General features: G+C 48.1%; 16 protein-coding genes and 1 other annotated feature. All 16 genes read left to right on the forward strand.

The window, feature by feature from the left end:
- Window positions 1-33 precede the first annotated feature (33 nt).
- The 16 genes from pdhA to leuB all read left to right on the forward strand — a co-directional run bounded on the left by pdhA (window position 34) and on the right by leuB (window position 19,463).
- Window positions 34-1,098, forward strand: a complete 1,065-nt coding sequence (pdhA, locus tag NQ095_RS10940) for a pyruvate dehydrogenase (acetyl-transferring) E1 component subunit alpha (RefSeq protein WP_258263500.1) — start codon at window positions 34-36, stop codon at window positions 1,096-1,098.
- Window position 1,099: 1 nt separating this feature from the next.
- Complete coding sequence (locus NQ095_RS10945; RefSeq protein WP_309137634.1) at window positions 1,100-2,095, forward strand: alpha-ketoacid dehydrogenase subunit beta; 996 nt, start codon at window positions 1,100-1,102, stop codon at window positions 2,093-2,095.
- A 15-nt stretch (window positions 2,096-2,110) separates the two neighbouring features.
- Window positions 2,111-3,289: a dihydrolipoamide acetyltransferase family protein gene (locus NQ095_RS10950; RefSeq protein ID WP_258263501.1), complete on the forward strand. Its 1,179-nt coding sequence runs from the start codon at window positions 2,111-2,113 to the stop codon at window positions 3,287-3,289.
- Window positions 3,290-4,717, forward strand: a complete 1,428-nt coding sequence (gene lpdA, locus NQ095_RS10955) for a dihydrolipoyl dehydrogenase (protein WP_258263502.1) — start codon at window positions 3,290-3,292, stop codon at window positions 4,715-4,717.
- 120 nt (window positions 4,718-4,837) lie between these two features.
- Window positions 4,838-5,953 (forward strand): 4-hydroxyphenylpyruvate dioxygenase, encoded by a 1,116-nt coding sequence (gene hppD, locus NQ095_RS10960; RefSeq protein ID WP_258263503.1) that lies wholly within the window; start codon window positions 4,838-4,840, stop codon window positions 5,951-5,953.
- Between the two features lie 187 nt (window positions 5,954-6,140).
- Window positions 6,141-7,250: a histidinol-phosphate transaminase gene (gene hisC, locus NQ095_RS10965; protein ID WP_258263504.1), complete on the forward strand. Its 1,110-nt coding sequence runs from the start codon at window positions 6,141-6,143 to the stop codon at window positions 7,248-7,250.
- A 1-nt stretch (window position 7,251) separates the two neighbouring features.
- A complete protein-coding gene (locus NQ095_RS10970; protein ID WP_258263505.1) occupies window positions 7,252-7,863 on the forward strand; it encodes a flavin reductase family protein in 612 nt (203 codons plus the stop codon).
- 6 nt (window positions 7,864-7,869) lie between these two features.
- Window positions 7,870-8,853, forward strand: coding sequence for a fumarylacetoacetate hydrolase family protein (locus NQ095_RS10975; protein ID WP_258263506.1), 984 nt, complete (start codon window positions 7,870-7,872; stop codon window positions 8,851-8,853).
- On the forward strand, window positions 8,801-9,946 hold the full coding sequence (locus NQ095_RS10980) for a homogentisate 1,2-dioxygenase (protein WP_258263508.1): 1,146 nt from the start codon (window positions 8,801-8,803) through the stop codon (window positions 9,944-9,946). Before NQ095_RS10975 ends, NQ095_RS10980 begins: the two co-directional genes overlap by 53 nt.
- A gap of 523 nt (window positions 9,947-10,469) precedes the next feature.
- On the forward strand, window positions 10,470-11,369 hold the full coding sequence (gene ilvE, locus NQ095_RS10985; RefSeq protein WP_258263509.1) for a branched-chain-amino-acid transaminase: 900 nt from the start codon (window positions 10,470-10,472) through the stop codon (window positions 11,367-11,369).
- Between the two features lie 15 nt (window positions 11,370-11,384).
- Window positions 11,385-13,052, forward strand: a complete 1,668-nt coding sequence (ilvD, locus tag NQ095_RS10990) for a dihydroxy-acid dehydratase (protein WP_258263510.1) — start codon at window positions 11,385-11,387, stop codon at window positions 13,050-13,052.
- Window positions 13,053-13,310, forward strand: a binding site (T-box leader).
- A 115-nt stretch (window positions 13,311-13,425) separates the two neighbouring features.
- Window positions 13,426-15,147, forward strand: coding sequence for an acetolactate synthase large subunit (gene ilvB, locus NQ095_RS10995; RefSeq protein WP_258263511.1), 1,722 nt, complete (start codon window positions 13,426-13,428; stop codon window positions 15,145-15,147).
- On the forward strand, window positions 15,144-15,668 hold the full coding sequence (ilvN, locus tag NQ095_RS11000) for an acetolactate synthase small subunit (RefSeq protein WP_034761039.1): 525 nt from the start codon (window positions 15,144-15,146) through the stop codon (window positions 15,666-15,668). The genes ilvB and ilvN overlap by 4 nt, the downstream gene beginning before the upstream one ends.
- A 54-nt stretch (window positions 15,669-15,722) precedes the next feature.
- Window positions 15,723-16,754: a ketol-acid reductoisomerase gene (gene ilvC, locus NQ095_RS11005; protein ID WP_258263512.1), complete on the forward strand. Its 1,032-nt coding sequence runs from the start codon at window positions 15,723-15,725 to the stop codon at window positions 16,752-16,754.
- Window positions 16,741-18,291, forward strand: a complete 1,551-nt coding sequence (locus NQ095_RS11010; RefSeq protein WP_258263513.1) for a 2-isopropylmalate synthase — start codon at window positions 16,741-16,743, stop codon at window positions 18,289-18,291. Before ilvC ends, NQ095_RS11010 begins: the two co-directional genes overlap by 14 nt.
- A 59-nt stretch (window positions 18,292-18,350) precedes the next feature.
- Window positions 18,351-19,463 carry a 3-isopropylmalate dehydrogenase gene (leuB, locus tag NQ095_RS11015; RefSeq protein WP_258263514.1) on the forward strand — a complete coding sequence of 371 codons (1,113 nt, stop codon included), beginning with the start codon at window positions 18,351-18,353 and terminating at the stop codon, window positions 19,461-19,463.
- Window positions 19,464-19,538: the final 75 nt, after the last annotated feature.

Raw genomic sequence — 19,538 nt, forward strand, 5'->3', positions numbered from 1 at the left:
CTCCAACAATAATGCACCATACGAGGTGATGAAATGATCGAGGAATTTCAACTGGTCCGAGTCATGGATCAGGAAGGACAGTTGCTTAGAAACGAATATGAAAAGGATATTTCAGAGGATTTGGCCCGCACCTTTTACCGGCATCTCATCCGGATCCGTACCTTCGACCGTAAAGCCGTTAGCCTGCAGCGTCAGGGCCGTATCGGAACGTATGCACCATATGAAGGCCAGGAGGCATCTCAGGTCGGGAGTGCCCTTGCCCTGCAAGACAAAGACTGGTTATTCCCATCCTATCGGGACCATGGTGCGACCATGACGTTCGGCCATTCGCTCCTTCATATCCTGCTTTTCTGGAAAGGGAGGAATGAAGGCTGTGTGCCTCCTGAAGGTAAGAACATCTTCACTCCAGGCATCCCGATTGCGACTCAGCTTCCACACGCGGTAGGGGCAGCATTCGCCGAAAAGAGAAAAGGGACCCGTAATGCAGCCATTGTGTACTTTGGCGACGGTGCCACCTCTGAAGGAGATTTTCATGAAGGATTGAATCTGGCAAGCGTGTGGGGGGCTCCGGTCGTCTTTTTCAATCAAAATAATCAGTATGCCATATCTGTTCCCATACACAAACAAATGAAAACGAAAACCATTGCCCAGAAAGCGCTGGCCTACGATATCCCAAGCGTCCGAATCGATGGCAATGATATTTTTGCGGTTTATTTTGAAACACTGAACGCTTTGGAGAGGGCAAGAAACGGGGACGGACCTACCTTGATTGAGTCCGTGACGTGGAGATACGGTGCCCATACGACAGCCGATGACCCGACGAAGTACCGTGATCAGCAGGAAAGCGATTCGCGGCGTAAGGAGAATGACCCTGTCGATCGCTTAACAAAATACATGGAGCTAAGGGGCTGGCTTGACGCGGAATGGATGGCTTCTGTTCAAATGGAATGTGTAAAGGAAGTGGACCTTGCCGTTGACGAACTGGAAGCTTACCCAGCCGCAGATCCGAGCTTGATCTTCGATTATGTGTTTGAGAAGCCGACGTGGACAATCCGTGAACAAAAAGAAAAGCTCCTTGAGCAATTGAGAGGTGAGTAGAATGAACACCTTAACGAAAATGAAGACGTTGACGATGGTTCAGGCCATCACGGATGCGATGAGAGTAATGCTTGCGGAGAATGACGATGTCCTGTTAATGGGGGAGGATATCGGTACCAATGGTGGTGTGTTCAGGGCGACGGATGGCCTGCAACAGGAATTTGGGGAAGACCGGGTTCTTGATACACCTTTAAGTGAAGCAGGATTTATTGGAGCAGCAATCGGAATGGGTTTGAACGGTTATCGTCCCGTGACCGAGGTCCAATTTTTAGGATTCATATATCCTGCCTACGAGCAGATCATGACCCATGCATCAAGGATACGCGCCCGTACACTTGGACATTTTACCTGTCCGTTGGTCATCAGGGCTCCCTATGGGGCTGGGGTGAGGGCACCTGAGATTCATTCCGATAGTACAGAGGCAATCTTCACTCATATGCCGGGAATCAAAGTGGTTTGTCCGGCAACGCCGTATGATGCCAAGGGCCTTCTGATTGCGGCAATTGAAGACCCTGATCCCGTCCTGTTCCTTGAGCCTATGCGATGTTACCGGTCTTCCAAAGAAGAAGTGCCGGAAGAGAAGTACACCGTGGAAATCGGGAAGGGCAAGGTAGTAACTGAGGGTGAGGATGTCACGATCATTGCGTGGGGAGCGATGGTGAAGGTCGCAGAGGACGCAGCGAAAGAAGCAAATGGAAAAGGGATTTCCTGCGAGGTACTCGATCTTAGAACTCTCTATCCTCTTGATAAAGATCTGATCTCAAGCTCTGTCCAGAAGACGGGGAGAACGGTCATCGTACATGAAGCCCATGCAACGGGTGGGGTTGGCAATGATGTACTGGCGATCATCAATGACAAATCCTTTTTATATCAAAAAGCGCCGACAGAACGTGTAACAGGATTCGATACGCCTGTTCCGTATTTCGGATTTGAAGATTTCTATTTGCCTGACAGTAAACGAGTGCTTGCTGCAGTGGAGAGAGTGGCACGCTATTAGAGTAGGAGGGAGTCCATGGAAGTTAAGCTTCATGATATCGGGGAAGGGATGACCGAAGCCAACATCAATCACTTTCTTGTGAAAGTGGGGGATGTAGTTAGAGCGGATCAACCACTTGTAGAGGTACAAACAGATAAAATGACGGCGGAGATCCCGGCACCTTTTTCAGGTGTGATCAAGGAATTCACCGTAAGGGAAGGTGAGACGATCCCGGTTGGATCGACGGTCCTGTTGATGGAAAAGGAACATAGAGATGCAAGCCGACGTATCGTTCCCCAAACGACTCAGGTCTCGAAGAAGAAAAGGATCCTTGCTTCCCCGTATACGAGAAAAATCGCAAGGGAAAATGGGATCAACATTGAAAAAGTGGTCGGTTCCGGAGCCGGGGGGAGAATTGTCGATGAAGATGTTCTCCTCTATATGAAAGGGGAAGTCGGGCCACCTCCAAAACCCGAGGAAGAACAAGTGCCCGATGGTCAAGTGACTACAGAAGAGCACACCGGGACCACCATCCCTTTCCGGGGCAGAAGAAAACAGATTGCTTCCAAAATGTCACAGTCGCTCAGAACGATTCCGCACTGTACCCATTTTGAAGAAATCGACGTCACGAATCTATTAGTCTGGAAAGATACGATGAAACGATGCGGCCAGTCCATTTCCATGGGGGCGTATTTTGTCAAAGCCCTTTCTGTTTGTTTAAAAGAGTTCCCGATCTTCAATGCACGCCTCAATGAAGAGGAAGAGTGCGTCAAGCTTCAATCCCGGCATAATATCGGTATCGCAGTCGATACAGATGAAGGTCTGATCGTCCCTGTCATCAAAGGGGTGGAAGGGAAGACGATGAAAGAAATCCAGGCTGAAATGAAGGCACTCACCGTTAAGGCGCAGGAAGGCAAGCTTACGATGAAAGAGGTCAAAGGGGGTACCTTCACGGTCAGCAATGTCGGCCCGTTGAACGGTTCGATCGGAGCCACTCCGATCATTAACGAACCGGAAGTGGCCCTCGTCGCCTTTCATAAAACGAAGAAGCGTCCAATGGTGAATGATAAGGACGAAATTGTCGTCCGCTCCATGATGAATGTATCCATGTCATTTGATCACAGAGTGGCCGATGGCGGGACGGCCGTGAAGTTCACGAATCGTTTAAGAGATTTGATTGAAGAGCCTCAATCCATGCTTTTGGAGTTGATGTAAATGGTAGTAGGAGAAATTACAGAAGAAAAAGACGTTGTTGTCATCGGGGGAGGTCCAGGCGGCTATCACGCAGCGATCAGAGCAGCCGGCCTCGGTAGACAGGTCACGCTGATCGAACGGGAAGATCTGGGGGGGACCTGTTTAAATAAGGGATGCATCCCGTCAAAGGTATTCACCCATTTTGCCCAGGAATTCAAAAAAATGAAGCACTTGAAGGAAATGGGAATGGAGCTTGGGGAAGTAGAAGCAAATCTTGCGACTCTTCAACACTATAAACATAAAAAAATCACCCAGCTCAGAAGCGGTGTGGAATCCCTCTGTAAAGCGAATATGGTGGAAATCGTAAAAGGGACGGCATCCTTTCTGTCAGAATCCCGTATAGGGGTTGAAAACGGTCATGAGTTCAGTCTCCTTAATTTTAAAGAGGCGATCGTGGCGACAGGTGGAGACTTTCACTATCCGGATGGAATCATCTTCGATGGGGGTACTGTCTTGAAGGAAAGACAGGTTTTTGAGCTGGAGGAGACCCCCCGGGAATTGATCGTATATGGTGCAGATTATATTTCATTGGAGATTGCGTCCGTTTTCTGCACATTGGGAAGTCGTGTCACGTTGATCTTGAGTGAAGAATTAGCATTGGATACCTCCCTGGCTAAAGAATTGTCCAGACAGTTAAAAAAACAAAAAATCAGTGTCATCAAAAATTCCGTATTGAGAAATGCCTGTGAAAGGGACGGACATGTCATCGCTGAGATCGAAAAAGAAAACGGTGAAACAGTCTCGATAGAAGGCTCTCACTTTGTCGTGAGCGGACAAGTGAAACCGAACCTATCCGACCTTGGACTCGACCGTCTCCGGATGGAAATAACCGACGAGGGGTTTATCCAGACAGATCGGGAGGGACGGACCTCCATTCCCCATATTTGGGCGATCGGGGATGTGACGGAAGGTCCGTCCCTCGCAGTGAAGGCGATCAAGCAGGGGAAGACGGTTGCAGAGGCGATGGCGGGACTTCCGGTAGAGGCGGATTTGCGGTTTGTGCCTACGGTGGTGCAGATGAGTCCTCCGATTGCGTATGCCGGCCTTACAGAAGAGGAAGCGCAGAGGGAGGGCTACTCGGTCACAGTGAGTGAGAACCCCGTCAGAGGAAATGGGTACGCCCAGCTTACAGAGGAGAAGGACGGATTCGTCAAAGTCGTGTCAGACAGTGAAACGGATATGATCCTTGGTGTCCATATGATGGGAATGGGTGCGGTCGAGCTGATCACAGCAGGTGTAATGGGACTCGAAATGGCAGCGAGGGATGAGGACTTTCGCTTTCCGCTCTATCCCCACCCAAGCATGAATGAGACCATGCTCGAAGCAGTCGAAGGTTTAAAGGGGGATGCCGTGCATATGCCTCCCAGAAAAAAGGAACCAGCAAGATGAAAAGAGGGACGGACTTCATCACAGAGAAGCGTTTAAGCTTTACTAGCCGCTCTTGAGAAGTTCAATGAAACTATTTAATATAATATTCAGAATATACTAACGTTTGATGGAGGGATTAGTATGCAAGAAAATGCAGCAAAAAAACAGGTGAAAGTAGAAGATGTATTTCCGGTAAGGGATGTTGACTATTTAGAGTACTATACAGGGAATGCAAAGCAGGCAGCCCACTTCTTCTGTACGGCATTCGGCTTTAAGACCGTTGCCTATTCAGGACTCGAAACGGGGAATCGTGACACGGTATCATATGTACTGCAACAAAACAAAGTAAGATTGCTCATTACAGGAAGTCTGCACGAAGGAAGCCGGGTGTCCCAATTCGTGAAGAAACACGGAGACGGCATCAAAGACATCGCACTTGTCGTGGATGATGTTGAAAAGGCTTACAGTGGGGCAGTGTCACGGGGTGCGATTGAGATCATGCCTCCTTCGACACTGGAAGATGATAAGGGACAAGTGAAGAAAGCCGTGATCGGTACATATGGGGATACGATCCATACACTTGTGGAACGTAAGGATTACAAAGGGATTTTCATGCCTGGCTTTGAAAAATATGAAACCGCTCTTAAAAATGAAGATGCGGGCATCATCGCTGTCGACCACGTCGTCGGAAACGTGGAGCGCATGGAAGAGTGGGTGGAATACTACGAAAAAGTGATGGGCTTCAAGGAAATGCGTCATTTCACGAATGAAGACATTACAACCGAATATTCTGCCTTGATGTCCAAGGTCATGCATAATGGCGGCCGCATCAAATTCCCGATCAATGAACCTGCTGAAGGGAAACGTAAATCACAAATCCAAGAATATCTTGAATTCTACGGTGGTCCGGGAGTTCAGCATATTGCGATCTTAACGGAAGATATTGTGAAAACAGTCGGTATTTTGAAAGAAAATGGAGTGGAGTTCCTCAACACTCCTGATTCCTACTACGAAATGCTTTCAGAGCGTGTAGGTGAAATCGATGAAGAGATTTCGCAAATCAAAGAGTTGAATATTTTAGTAGACCGGGATGACGAGGGGTATCTGCTTCAAATTTTCACGAAGCCAATCGTTGATCGTCCTACATTATTCATCGAAGTGATCCAGCGTAAAGGGGCAAGAGGATTCGGCGAAGGAAACTTCAAAGCACTATTCGAATCCATCGAGCGTGAACAGGAACGCAGAGGAAACCTATAAATAAAAAAATAGACAGATAGAACATATATAACGGGGGTCAAAGGACCGGTCAGGGGGTTAACTCATGAAGAGATTAGCTGCTTCTACGCTTTAATATCGTACAGATTACAGGTACATATTTTAACGGGGAGACAAGCTAACACATGGGTCGACCCCCTTCATCCATGAGGAAGGCGAGGGTATATGTATGACATTGAAGTTCAAAACAAGAGAAGCGGTCACACATATCGCTCCATATGTGCTGGGGAAGACGCTTCTGGACTTAAAGAAGGAGCACGGGCTCAGTTCCATCAGAAAGTTATCGGAAAATGAAAATATATATGGCTGCTCCCCGAAAGTGAAAGAGTGGTTTAAAAAAAACGGAAGCGACCTGTTTTTATATCCGGACGGGGCTGCGGTTGATCTGAGTCAAAAAGTTTCAGCGTTCTTAGGGGTTCCGATAGAACAACTCGTATTCGGCAACGGATCGGATGAAGTGATCCGGCTGTTGACGAGGGCCTATTTGAATAGCGGCGACGAAGCGATCATGGCCGACGTGACGTTTCCCAGGTACCAGACCAATGTGTTGATAGAAGGAGGCACTCCGGTCATTGTCCCTCTAGTAGACGGCACACATGACTTACAAGGGATGCTTGCTCATATCACACAAAAAACAAAGATCATCTTTGTGTGCAATCCGAATAATCCGACGGGTACCATCGTCGGAAAAAAAGAGCTCCTGCATTTTATCGAGAGCGTACCGCCAGACATCCTGGTGGTGGTGGATGAAGCCTATATGGAGTACGTGACAACCGATGATTATTTAGAAACCCTGCCGCTTCTGCCTGCATTCGAAAATTTGATCGTCCTCAGGACATTTTCGAAAATATATGGCCTTGCCGGACTAAGGGTCGGGTTCGGGGTCATGAATGAAGAAATAGCTGAACAGCTCCGTAAAGTGAAAGATGTCTTCAATGTGAATACCGTTGCTCAGAAATCGGCGATCATTGCCCTGGAAGATCAGGCGTTTATAAGGGAGTGCACCCATAAGAACGAACAGGGTCGTCGTTATTTGGAGAGGGAATTCGACCGATTGGGCTTATCCTATTTCCCTTCTCAATCGAACTTTATCATGGTGGACACAGGGTGGAATGGGGATGTGGTTTCCTATGAGCTTGTCAAAAGGGGTCTCGTCGTCCGTTCAGGAACGCTTCTCGGATATCCGACCACGGTCAGGGTCACGATTGGAACCGAAGAGGATAATAAACGATTCGTTGGGGCATTAAAATCCATTTTAAATAACGAAGGGGTGAAGTGAAATGGATATCAAACCCCAGACGCTTGAGTGGCAGTCAGCTTATAAACTGATGATCGGCTCGATTCTGCCAAGGCCGATTGCCTTCGTATCATCCCTTGATGAAAAAGGAATTGCAAATCTGGCGCCTTACAGCTTCTTTACGGCGATTTCTGCAGAGCCTATGCTTGTCTGCTTCTCCCCGATGAGAAAAGGGAAGGATGGCAGCAAAAAGGATACCCTCCGAAACATCGAGGAAACGAAGGAATTTGTCATCAACATCGTCAGTGAAGAGTTCGTGGAGGAGATGAACAACTGTGCCATTGAATTTGAATCCGTCGTTGATGAATTTGCACAGGTCGGGCTTACGAAGAAAGAATCGATCACGGTAAAACCGCCGGGTGTAACCGAAAGCAAGGTTCAATTGGAATGTGTTCTTCATGACGTACTTCACTTCGGTGATCATCCAGGTGCAGGGAGCCTGATCATCGGGAAGGTTGAATGTGTGAGAATCAATGATGAACTCTATTATGACGGGAAAATAGATTCAGAGAAACTCAAACCGGTGGGAAGGCTTGCCGGTCAGATGTACACCAAACCATTATCCGATTCATTTGAATTGATTCGAAAAAGGTGATATGACGTGAAGCTTGTTAGTTTTATAAAAGAAGGAGAAGTGAGGCTCGGAATCGTTCAGGATGATCTTGTCGTGGACATCCATGCTGTAAGCGGAGGATACCTCCCTAAAGGTATGTTATCCATCATCGATCTTGGTGATGCAGGACTGAAACGGATGAAAGAGCTGGGCGCTTTTTCAGAGGGAGACGAAGGAGTGTATCCATTACGGAACGTCACACTGAAGGCCCCGATTCCAAGACCTGTCAGCATCAGGGATTTTTATGCGTTTGAAGAGCATGTGAAAACGGCCCGTAAACGGAGGGGGCTCGACGTGGTACCGGAATGGTATGACTTCCCAGTCTTCTATTTCACCAATCATTTGGCCGTCAAGGGCCCCCTTGATCACATTGAAAGGCCGGCTGGATGTGAGTGGCTGGATTATGAACTGGAAATTGCCTGTGTCATCGGTAAAGAAGGCAGGAACATTTCCCGCGACAATGCGGAAGACTTCATTTACGGATATATGATCATGAACGACTGGAGTGCAAGGGACATTCAGAAGCATGAAATGAAAGTCGGACTCGGTCCCGCGAAAGGAAAAGATTTTGCCACGTCTTTCGGTCCCTATCTAGTGACGAAGGATGAGATGGATGCTTATCGCAGAGGTGACCGTCTTGACCTTCCCATGACGGCAAAAGTGAATGGGAAGCTCTTATCACAAGGGAATTATCAGGATATTCATTATACATTTGGAGACATGATTGAACGCGCATCGAAAGACGTCACCCTGTATCCCGGTGAGGTGGTCGGATCCGGTACGGTTGGAACCGGCTGTATTTTAGAACTTGGTCCCGAGAAGCATCCGTGGTTGAAGCCCGGGGATGTGGTGGAATTAGAGATTAAGGGGTTAGGAGTTTTAAAGAATACGATTGCAGAGAGAAGAGAGGAGGAAGACCATGTACTATCGACAAATGGGGAGCATACCTCACAAACGTCACACCATGTTTAAAAAGGACGACGGCACCCTCTACAGGGAGCAGGTGATGGGGACGAAGGGATTCTCGGGAACACAGTCGATTCTGTATCATCATCATTTGCCGACGGCGGTGGCGAAAACAGAGTATTTAGGCAGTTATATGCCGGAATTTGAGGAAGAGGGTGCTCTGCGCCATCGACATTTCTTTACAGACAAGGTAGAAAAGAAAGGCTGTGCCTTAAAGAGCCGGGAGTATTTACTTGGTAATTCCGATTTATTGATTGGAACTGCCTATGTCACAGAAGAGATGAAAAGCTTTTACCGGAATGGTGATGGAGATGAGATGCTTTATATCCATTTTGGTAAAGGAAAGGTAGAGACGATGTTCGGAACGATCACATATGGAAAAGGTGATTATGTGGTGATTCCGATCGGCACCATCTACCGAGTACTTCCAGAAGAAGAGACGAAGATGCTGATCGTCGAGTCATTCAGCCAGATCACCACTCCTCGTCGCTACCGAAACGAGTACGGGCAGCTGCTGGAACACAGTCCATTCTGTGAACGGGATCTGCGTGGCCCGGAAAAGCTAGAAACCAAGGATGAAAAGGGCGAGTTTGAAGTGATCACCAAGTCAAGGGGTGCGCTCCATTCCCACGTGTTGAATCATCATCCACTGGACGTCGTCGGATGGGATGGATATTTGTATCCATGGGTATTCAACATAGAGGATTTCGAGCCGATCACCGGTCGTGTCCATCAGCCGCCGCCTGTTCATCAAACGTTTGAAGGGTATAACTTTGTGGTCTGCTCATTCGTGCCGAGATTATATGATTACCATCCGGAATCGATTCCGGCTCCGTATAATCACAGCAACGTGAATAGTGATGAGCTCCTCTACTATGTAGAAGGAAACTTCATGAGCAGAAAAGGAATCAAGAAAGGATCGATTACCCTCCATCCGAGCGGAATTCCACACGGACCTCATCCAGGAACGACGGAAGCCAGTATCGGAAAAAAAGAAACGTTGGAGCTCGCTGTCATGATCGATACCTTCAAGCCGTTGAAAATTGTCAAAAAAGCTAACGATGTCGAAGATAAGAATTATATGTATACATGGGTATAGAAGAATCAATCCAGGGGCCCGGCTTTCTGGATTGATTCTTTTTTTGTGGAATGGAAAAAGCATCTCGCTTAAAAAGACAGAAACATTCTCCATTGTAAGATAGTGAAAAGGATGCACCTGTCCCGATCCGCCTGGGTACAAACTCCCCGAACCCCCATTCCTGTAGGATTTTGTCGAAAAATTTTCGACTGAGATATTTGCCACTTCTGAATGGCCATTCACCCCTTAAATGAAAAAAATCTCATAAAATTTTTTCTCACCATAAACTCTATTAGGACAAAGATGTAAGCGTTTACTTATAATCAGATTAATCTAAATAGTCAAATAATTTACAAAAACCCTGTTGACCTTCCTGTGAAACGGGAGTAATATTGTCCTCAATATAAAAACCTGAGCCGGCGGGAAGCGGCAGTCATAAACCGATTCAGCCCCCTTTCAACAGGCTTACAGTCAACGTACTTTCGTTGCAAAAATAAATTTCTGAATAATCAAATAAATTTCAACCGGGAAAGGAATGATTAACATGAACGAACAGTGGATCTACTTAGACGGGCAATACGTAAAAAAGGAAGACGCAGTTGTATCTGTGTACGACCATGGTTTTCTATATGGAGATGGAGTGTTCGAAGGGATTCGAATGTACGATGGGAACGTGTTCCGTCTGGAAGAACATGTTGATCGCCTTTATGACTCTGCCAAATCCATCATGTTGCACATTGAGCTATCTAAAGATGAGATGAGCGACATTATCGTTGATACATTGAAAAAAAATCAGCTGGAAAATGCCTACATACGGGTGGTCATCTCCAGGGGTGTTGGAAACTTGGGATTGGATCCATTCACTTGTAGAAAGCCACAGATCATCGTCATCGCAGAACAGCTGGCCCTTTTCCCTAAAAGCTTATACGAAACAGGCATTGATATCGTTACCGTTGCTAGCCGGAGAAATCGTGCGGATGTTCTCTCACCTAAAGTCAAATCATTAAACTACTTAAATAATATTCTCGTTAAAATCGAAGCAAATCTTGCAGGCGTAAGCGAAGCGTTGATGTTGAACGATCAGGGATATGTAGCAGAAGGATCTGCGGATAACATCTTCATCGTGAAAAAAGGGAAAATCCTTACGCCGCCAGGATATGTAGGGGCACTGGAAGGGATCACGCGGAATGCCATCATCGAAATCGCCGAAAAATCAGGTTTCGTGATGAAAGAAGAAGTTTTCACCCGGCATGATGTATATACAGCAGATGAAGTGTTCTTAACAGGGACAGCCGCTGAAGTCATCGCCGTTGTAAAAGTTGATGGACGTGTCATCGGAGACGGAAAACCTGGGAAGTATACGAATCAATTATTGCAGGAATTCAGAAACACTGTCACGCAGGATGGAAGAAAAGTTTACAAACAAAATGCTCAAGTCGGCTAAGTTGGAGGTGATGACGTGCGAAGTGACATGATCAAGAAAGGGATCGACCGGGCTCCCCACCGCAGTTTACTATATGCGACGGGAGTCAAGCTCGAAGACATGGAAAAACCATTTATCGGGGTATGTAACTCTTACATCGACATCATACCCGGTCATATGCATTTAAACGGATTCGCCCAGGTGGTGAAAGAAGCGATCCGGGAAGCGGGGGGAATCCCGTTCGAATTCAATACGATCGGTGTCGATGACGGAATCGCCATGGGTCATATCGGGATGAGGTACTCACTCCCGAGTAGGGAACTGATCGCCGACTCAGCAGAAACCGTCATCAACGCTCACTGGTTCGACGGAGTGTTCTACATTCCGAACTGTGACAAGATCACACCGGGAATGCTGATGGCATCAGTCAGAACCAATGTCCCTTCCGTTTTTGTATCGGGTGGCCCGATGGAAGCAGGTGTTTCGAGCGATGGAAAGCCTTTGTCCCTCGTATCTGTATTCGAAGGGGTTGGAGCTCATCAGTCAGGAAGGATGACGGCGGAACAACTTCTCGACATTGAAGCCAATGCTTGTCCGACTTGCGGATCATGTTCTGGGATGTTCACGGCGAATTCCATGAATTCCTTGATGGAAATGCTAGGAATGGCTCCACCGGGGAACGGGACGATCGTAGCCACCTCCGAAGAACGGCACAAATTGATCAAGGACGCAGCGAAACATCTTGTAGAAATGGTGAAAAAAGATATCAAGCCACGAGATATCATAACGAAGGACACGATCGATGACGCATTCGCCTTGGATATGGCGATGGGCGGTTCAACGAATACCGTCCTCCACACCCTCGCGATTGCCAATGAGGCGGAAATCGACTATGACATCAATCGGATCAATAAAGTCGCTGAACGGGTTCCCTATTTATCCAAGATAAGCCCGGCATCCGATTACTCCATGCAGGATGTTCACAATGCTGGAGGGGTCAGCGCCATCATTAAAGAGTTGTGTGAAATGGGAGCCGTACACAAAGACCGCATCACCGTTACTGGAAAATCCCTTTATGAAAATGTGAAGGATGCTCATATTCAAAATGATGATGTCATCCGCCGCAGGGAAGATGCCCACAGTCCAGTCGGAGGATTATCCGTCCTTTTCGGGAATATTGCTCCAAATGGCGGTGTCATCAAGGTAGGGGCAGTCGACCCATCCATTAAAACATTCATGGGCGAAGCGATTGTATATGAATCACAGGATGAGGCCCTTGCCGGAATCGAAAGCGGAGAAGTAAAAGAAGGTCATGTTGTCGTTATCAGATATGAAGGTCCAAAGGGCGGACCGGGAATGCCGGAGATGCTGGCACCGACGGCAGCCATTGCAGGACGCGGGCTTGAGAAGCAAGTCGCACTCATGACAGACGGCAGATTTTCAGGAGCATCCCGGGGCATTTCAATCGGGCATGTCTCCCCTGAAGCAGCTGAAGGAGGGCCGATCGGCGTGGTGGAAAATGGAGATCCCATCTTCATTGATCTCACGAACCGGACGATTTCCCTTATGGTTTCTGAAGAAGAATTGAAGTTCAGACAACAGGAGTGGGTACAGCCTCCTCCGAAAATCAAAAAAGGGTATCTTGCAAGATATGCCAAACTTGTAACATCAGCTAGTACAGGTGGAATCTTGAAAACGGAATAAGTGAAAGCGTTGAAGAGGTAAAAGGATTGGGAACTGTATTTTCAGAGAGCTGGTGGTGCTGCAAACCAGTAATACAACCAATACCGACATCCCCTCTGAGTATCGTTCTGAACCGTGTAAGTAGGAACGATCGAGTAGATGATACTCGTTACAAAAACAAAGGCTGGTGAAACCGATCAGCCTGCAAAGGGAGATGCTTTGGCATCTCTGAACTAGGGTGGTACCGTGGAAAGGAAATAAGGCCTTTTCGCCCCTGCGAAAGATGAACTCTGTCGTAGTGGGTGGAAAGGTCTTTTTTGTTTGAATAATTTGATGAAAAACGTTCAGGGGAAAATCAATCATAGCAATTCAAAAAGGAGAGGAGAGATAGGCAATGAGGGCAAAAGTTGAGGCAGAACTGGCTTCACAGAAACTGGCGGAATATGTAAACGGTGCTGATATGCTCATGAAGTCGTTGAAGGAGGAAAAGGTTGAGATTCTTTTTGGATACCCTGGAGGTGCGGTCTTGCCGATTTACGATGCTCTTTACAAAGCCCCGATCAAGCACGTACTCGCCCGTCATGAGCAAGGAGCCATCCACGCGGCGGAAGGATACGCCAGGGTATCGGGAAAACCGGGTGTGGTCATCGCCACTTCAGGACCCGGTGCAACGAATCTCGTGACAGGGATCGCTGATGCCATGATGGACTCCTTGCCTCTGGTCGTTTTTACGGGGCAGGTCGCTTCAGGGGTGATCGGGACCGACGCATTCCAGGAAGCGGACGTGGTAGGCATTACGATGCCGATTACAAAGCATAATTACCAGGTGCGGGATCTCAAAGATTTACCGAGGATTGTGAAGGAAGCTTTTCACATTGCGTCAACGGGCAGGCCGGGACCGGTACTCGTAGATATTCCGAAAGATTTGACTCTGCAGCAAGCGTATCCCGTTCATGAAGTGGAGATGGATCTCCCTGGATATCAGCCTAATTTCCAACCTAATCCCCTCCAAATCAAAAAACTGGTGGATGCGATCAAGGTTTCGAATCAGCCCGTCATCTTAGCGGGTGCGGGAGTCCTCCACGGAAAGGCCACAGAGGAATTGAAGACCTTCGCTGAACAATATGACATCCCGGTGATCCACACCTTATTAGGATTAGGGGGATTCCCGGCAGACCATTCCCTGTTTCTTGGCATGGCAGGGATGCACGGGTGTTATGCAAGTAATATGGCCATCCATGAATGTGACTTGCTCATTAATATCGGTGCCCGTTTTGATGACAGGTTAACCGGGAATCTTGCTACCTTTGCACCAAGGGCCAAAGTGGTGCATATCGACATCGACCCTGCTGAGATCGGGAAGAACGTTGAAACCCAGATCCCGATCGTGGCCGATGCGAAACAGGCGCTTGCCAGACTCCTCCAGCATGAGCCCGAGAAGCCTGATTTTGATGCCTGGCATCAGCATCTTAAGTCATACAAAAGGGAATATCCTTTCTGGTATAACCAGGCTCATGATGTGTTATCCCCTCAGCGTTTGATTGAGCAGGTGTACGAAATGACGAATGGGGAAGCCGTCGTCACAACCGATGTTGGACAGCATCAAATGTGGGCGGCCCAATACTATTCTTTTAAAAAGCCGAATAACTGGGTCACATCCGGAGGACTTGGAACGATGGGATTCGGATTCCCCGCAGCCATCGGGGCACAGCTGGCCAATCCCGACAATACGGTGGTTGCGTTTGTAGGAGATGGGGGATTCCAGATGACTCTCCAGGAGCTTGTTCTCCTGAAAGAGCTGAACCTTCCCGTTAAAGTGGTCCTCCTCAATAACGGCACACTTGGAATGGTGAGACAGTGGCAGGAAACATTCTTCGAAAAGAGGTATTCACAATCAGTGTTCTCCACCCAGCCTGATTTTGTGAAGCTGGCCGAATCATATGGGATCAAGGGGTATCAAGTGAAGACCCAGGAGGAAGTCGATTCTGTTTTAAAAGAAGCCTTAACAAGTGATGAACCGGTGCTCATCGATTGCTGGGTGAACCCGAAGGAAAATGTCTACCCGATGGTGGCTCCAGGAAAAGGATTACACGAAATGTTAGGGGTGAAACCATGAGGAAACGGATTGTAACGGCACTTGTTCATAACCGGAGCGGTGTCTTGAACCGGGTGACCGGATTGTTTACAAAGCGTCAGTTCAATATCGAAAGCATTTCCGTCGGATATACAGAAACGGAAGGAATTTCAAGGATGACCTTTGTCGTCAATGTAGAAGACGATCGCAAAATCGAGCAGCTGTTAAAACAGCTCCATAAACAGATCGATGTCCTCAAGGTTTCCGACATCACAGATCAAGGTGTCGTCGCCAGGGAGCTCGCACTCATCAAGGTGCTGAGTACAGGGCAGACCAGGTCGGAAATCAACGGAATCGTGGAACCGTTCAGAGCTGCCATCATTGATGTGGCAAGGGACAGCGTAACCGTCCAGGTAACGGGGGAAACCTCCAAGATAGAAGCGATCATTGACCTATTAAGGCCTTATGGGATCAAAGAAATTGCCCGAACAGGCATCACGGCATTCGCCAGGGGAAATGGAAAGTCGGTCACAGACCTGAAACAGTATTCAATTGTGAATTAGAAGCTCCACATTTATAAAAAACTAATTATTCAAAAAATGGAGAGGATGAGGGAAATGGTAAAGGTATATTATAACGGAGATGTGAAGGAAGAGGTTTTAAAAGGGAAGAAAGTAGCGGTCGTCGGTTATGGCTCACAAGGTCACGCACATGCTCAAAATCTGAAGGAAAGCGGATTTGATGTTGTAGTGGGATTGAGAAAAGGAAAGTCATGGGACCAGGCGGAAAAAGACGGCTTTGATGTCTACACCGTACGGGAAGCATGTGAACAGGCGGACGTCATCATGGTTCTCCTTCCGGATGAGCATCAGCCGAAAGTGTATGAGGCAGAAATCAAGCCGGCCCTGTCATCAGGCAAAGCACTCGCATTTGCACACGGATTCAATATCCATTTCCATCAAGTCGTCCCTCCGGAAGATGTGGATGTATTCCTGGTAGCACCTAAAGGACCGGGACACCTGGTAAGAAGGACATTTGAAGAAGGAGCAGGGGTGCCAGCACTCTTCGGGGTTTATCAAGACGCTTCAGGTCAAGCCGCAGAACTGGCGCTGGCGTATGCAAAAGGGGTAGGCGCAGGACGTGCAGGAATCTTGGAAACATCCTTCCAGGAAGAAACGGAAACCGATCTATTCGGGGAACAGGCAGTCCTGTGTGGAGGGGTGACATCCCTGGTCAAAGCAGGATTCGAAACGCTGGTCGAAGCCGGTTATCAGAAAGAGGTCGCCTATTTCGAGTGCTTACACGAGTTGAAGCTGATTGTCGACCTGATGTATGAACAAGGATTGGAAGGAATGCGCTATTCGATCTCTGACACGGCTCAATGGGGAGATTTCGTTTCAGGTCCACGGGTCGTGAACGAAGAAACGAAAGCCCGCATGAAGGAAGTATTGACGGATATCCAAACAGGAAAATTTGCGAAGGGATGGATCCTGGAGAATCAGGCGAACCGTCCGGAATTCAACGCTATCAATCATCGTGAAAGTCAGCACCCGATTGAAGTCGTTGGAAGAGAGCTTCGTAAAATGATGCCATTTGTACAGAAACCTTCAACTAAAGAAAAGGAAGTGGTAGCGAGTGCGAACCATTGAGATCTTTGACACAACTCTACGGGACGGAGAACAGTCAGCGGGCGTAAATCTTAATACGATTGAAAAGATCGAGGTGGCGAGACAGCTGGAGAGACTGGGAGTGGACGTCATTGAAGCTGGATTTCCTGCAGCTTCAAAAGGGGATTTCGATGCCGTGCAGCGGATTGGTTCCACCATCAAGAACAGCTCGGTAACGGGGCTTGCACGGGCACAGCAGCGGGACATCGATGCCGTTTGGGAATCCCTTAAAGGAACGGCCGAACCAAGGCTGCATGTCTTCCTTGCAACGTCGCCCATCCACATGACCCATAAGCTGAAGATGTCACCGGATCAGGTCATCGATACAGCCGTCCAGGCCGTTCAGTACGCGAAGAAATATTTCCCGGTGGTTCAGTGGTCGGCGGAAGACGCGTGCAGGTCGGATCTCAACTTTTTAGTAAAGATCATGGAAAGGGTCATTGATGCAGGAGCTTCCGTCATTAATCTTCCTGACACGGTGGGGTATATCACCCCTCATAAATACGGTGAATTGTTTCGATACGTAAGAGAAAATGTTCCGAATATCGACGGGGTAAAGCTATCGGCACACTGCCATGATGACCTTGGTATGGCGACGGCCAATTCCCTTGCAGCCATTGAAAACGGAGCCGATCAAATTGAGGGAACCATCAATGGAATCGGTGAACGTGCCGGGAATGCTGCTTTGGAAGAAGTGGCGGTGGCCCTTCGGATCCGTGAAGATTTTTACGGAGCCACGACCAGACTGAAGCTGGATGAAATCAAGAAAACAAGCTCTCTTGTCAGCAAGCTGACGGGGATGAGGGTACCGGCTAACAAAGCGGTTGTAGGCGATAATGCTTTCGCTCATGAATCAGGTATTCATCAGGACGGTATGCTGAAGGAAAAAACAACGTATGAAATCATCACCCCTGAACTGATTGGAGTGAATGCAACCCGCCTGGTTCTGGGAAAACACTCCGGACGTCACGCCTTTAAGAATAAGGTGATTGAATTAGGCTTTGAACTTTCAGATGAGAAGCTTAATGATGCATTTCATGCATTTAAGGATCTGGCTGATAAGAAGAAGGAAATCGTCGATGAAGATCTCTTCAGCATCTTGACGAATAAGCAGACGGAAATGACTGAAGGTGTCGGGTTTACATTGGAAAGAATGCAGGTTCAATACGGCATGGACAATATCCCGACGGCCACGATCGAATTGAAGTTTGAGGACGGAAACGTAACCCGCCTTGCATCAACGGGATCCGGGAGCGTGGAAGCCATCTACAATACCATTGAAAAAATCCTCCCAGGCCAGTCCAGGCTGTTGGATTACAAAATCAACTCAGTGGGCGGCGGCCGTGATGCCCTCGCCGAAGTGTATGTCCGACTGGAGTATGAAGGAGAAAATACAAGCGGACGCGGAACAGCTCAGGATGTATTGGAAGCATCTGCGCGAGCGTATTTAAATGCTGTTAACCGGTCGGCACAGCGATCACACATGAGAGAGAAAGAAGCAGTGGAAGCGAGCTTATAAACAGCGGGAGCCTTGAATTTCAAGGCTCCTCCTAAATCCAAAAACAGGAGGTAATTCTAATGAAGAAAAAAATCGCTGTACTACCAGGAGACGGTATCGGTCAAGAGATTATGGACGGGGCATTAGAAGTACTGAAGGCAGTGGGTGATTGGTTCGGCCATGAATTCGAAGTGGAGAAAGGATTCATCGGCGGAGCGGCCGTTGATCGCTTCGGTACACCATTACCTCCTGAAACAATCAAGCTTTGTAAAGAGAGCGATGCCGTTCTATTAGGGGCAGTCGGAGGACCGAAGTGGGAGCACCTTCCGAAAGAAATCCGTCCTGAAAAAGGGCTCCTGGCCATCCGCAAAGAGTTCGACCTTTTCGCGAATCTGCGCCCGGTGAAGGCATTTGAAAGTTTACTGGAGGCATCCCCGCTCAAACGGGAGATTGTGGAAGAAGTAGATTTGGTGATTGTCAGAGAGCTGACGGGAGGATTATACTTCGGTCAGCCGTCCGGTCGCCAGGGAAAACGGGATGAAGTAGCCATCGACACCCTGGTATATGAAAAAAGTGAAATCGAACGGATCGTTCACAAGGCATTCAAGCTGGCTCAGAAGCGCAAGAAAAAACTAACGTCCGTCGACAAGGCAAACGTTCTGGAAACCAGTCGAATGTGGCGGGAAGTCGTGAATGAAGTGGCGACTGAATACCCGGATGTAGAAGTCGAACACATGCTTGTGGATGTCGCAGCGATGAAGCTGATGTACCAGCCGAAACAATTCGATGTGCTCGTGACCGAGAACATGTTCGGGGATATCCTGAGCGACGAAGCCTCCATGATCACAGGCTCACTTGGAATGCTTCCTTCCGCCAGTTTAAGAGGGGACTCATTCGGGCTATACGAACCCGTTCACGGATCAGCCCCTGATATCGCCGGAAAAGGAAAAGCCAATCCACTGGCTATGATCCTATCGGTTGCCATGATGCTGCGCCATTCCTTCGGCTTGAAAGAAGAAGCGGAAATGATCGAAATGGGGGTCCAGGAAGTTCTCAATGCAGGCTACCGGACAGGAGACCTGTGGACGATGGGACGTGGAACCGTTGTCGGGACAGGTGCCATGAGTCAACTGGTCGTAGAGCGTCTGGAAGCGGATCATGCCCTTTCTTCCATCCTGGCAGCGTACTTGTAATAGAGAATTTCACCATGTTAAAACGAAGGTGACCGGAGCGGAAATCAATGACCACACGCTCTTCATTGAAATAAT

Origin of the sequence: Rossellomorea sp. SC111, from assembly GCF_024733565.1 — a bacterium.
In the GTDB taxonomy this organism is placed as follows: Bacteria; Bacillota; Bacilli; order Bacillales; family Bacillaceae_B; genus Rossellomorea.

What these genes read in the sequence shown, in the direction of transcription:
- ilvE (WP_258263509.1), top strand. Translation starts at nt 10,470, where the DNA reads ATGAACGAACAGTGGATCTACTTAGACGGGCAATACGTAAAAAAGGAA.
- NQ095_RS10950 (WP_258263501.1), top strand. Translation starts at nt 2,111, where the DNA reads ATGGAAGTTAAGCTTCATGATATCGGGGAAGGGATGACCGAAGCCAAC.
- NQ095_RS10970 (WP_258263505.1), top strand. Translation starts at nt 7,252, where the DNA reads ATGGATATCAAACCCCAGACGCTTGAGTGGCAGTCAGCTTATAAACTG.
- lpdA (WP_258263502.1), top strand. Translation starts at nt 3,290, where the DNA reads ATGGTAGTAGGAGAAATTACAGAAGAAAAAGACGTTGTTGTCATCGGG.
- ilvC (WP_258263512.1), top strand. Translation starts at nt 15,723, where the DNA reads ATGGTAAAGGTATATTATAACGGAGATGTGAAGGAAGAGGTTTTAAAA.
- ilvB (WP_258263511.1), top strand. Translation starts at nt 13,426, where the DNA reads ATGAGGGCAAAAGTTGAGGCAGAACTGGCTTCACAGAAACTGGCGGAA.
- pdhA (WP_258263500.1), top strand. Translation starts at nt 34, where the DNA reads ATGATCGAGGAATTTCAACTGGTCCGAGTCATGGATCAGGAAGGACAG.
- NQ095_RS10980 (WP_258263508.1), top strand. Translation starts at nt 8,801, where the DNA reads ATGTACTATCGACAAATGGGGAGCATACCTCACAAACGTCACACCATG.
- ilvN (WP_034761039.1), top strand. Translation starts at nt 15,144, where the DNA reads ATGAGGAAACGGATTGTAACGGCACTTGTTCATAACCGGAGCGGTGTC.
- hisC (WP_258263504.1), top strand. Translation starts at nt 6,141, where the DNA reads ATGACATTGAAGTTCAAAACAAGAGAAGCGGTCACACATATCGCTCCA.
- leuB (WP_258263514.1), top strand. Translation starts at nt 18,351, where the DNA reads ATGAAGAAAAAAATCGCTGTACTACCAGGAGACGGTATCGGTCAAGAG.
- NQ095_RS10945 (WP_309137634.1), top strand. Translation starts at nt 1,100, where the DNA reads ATGAACACCTTAACGAAAATGAAGACGTTGACGATGGTTCAGGCCATC.
- hppD (WP_258263503.1), top strand. Translation starts at nt 4,838, where the DNA reads ATGCAAGAAAATGCAGCAAAAAAACAGGTGAAAGTAGAAGATGTATTT.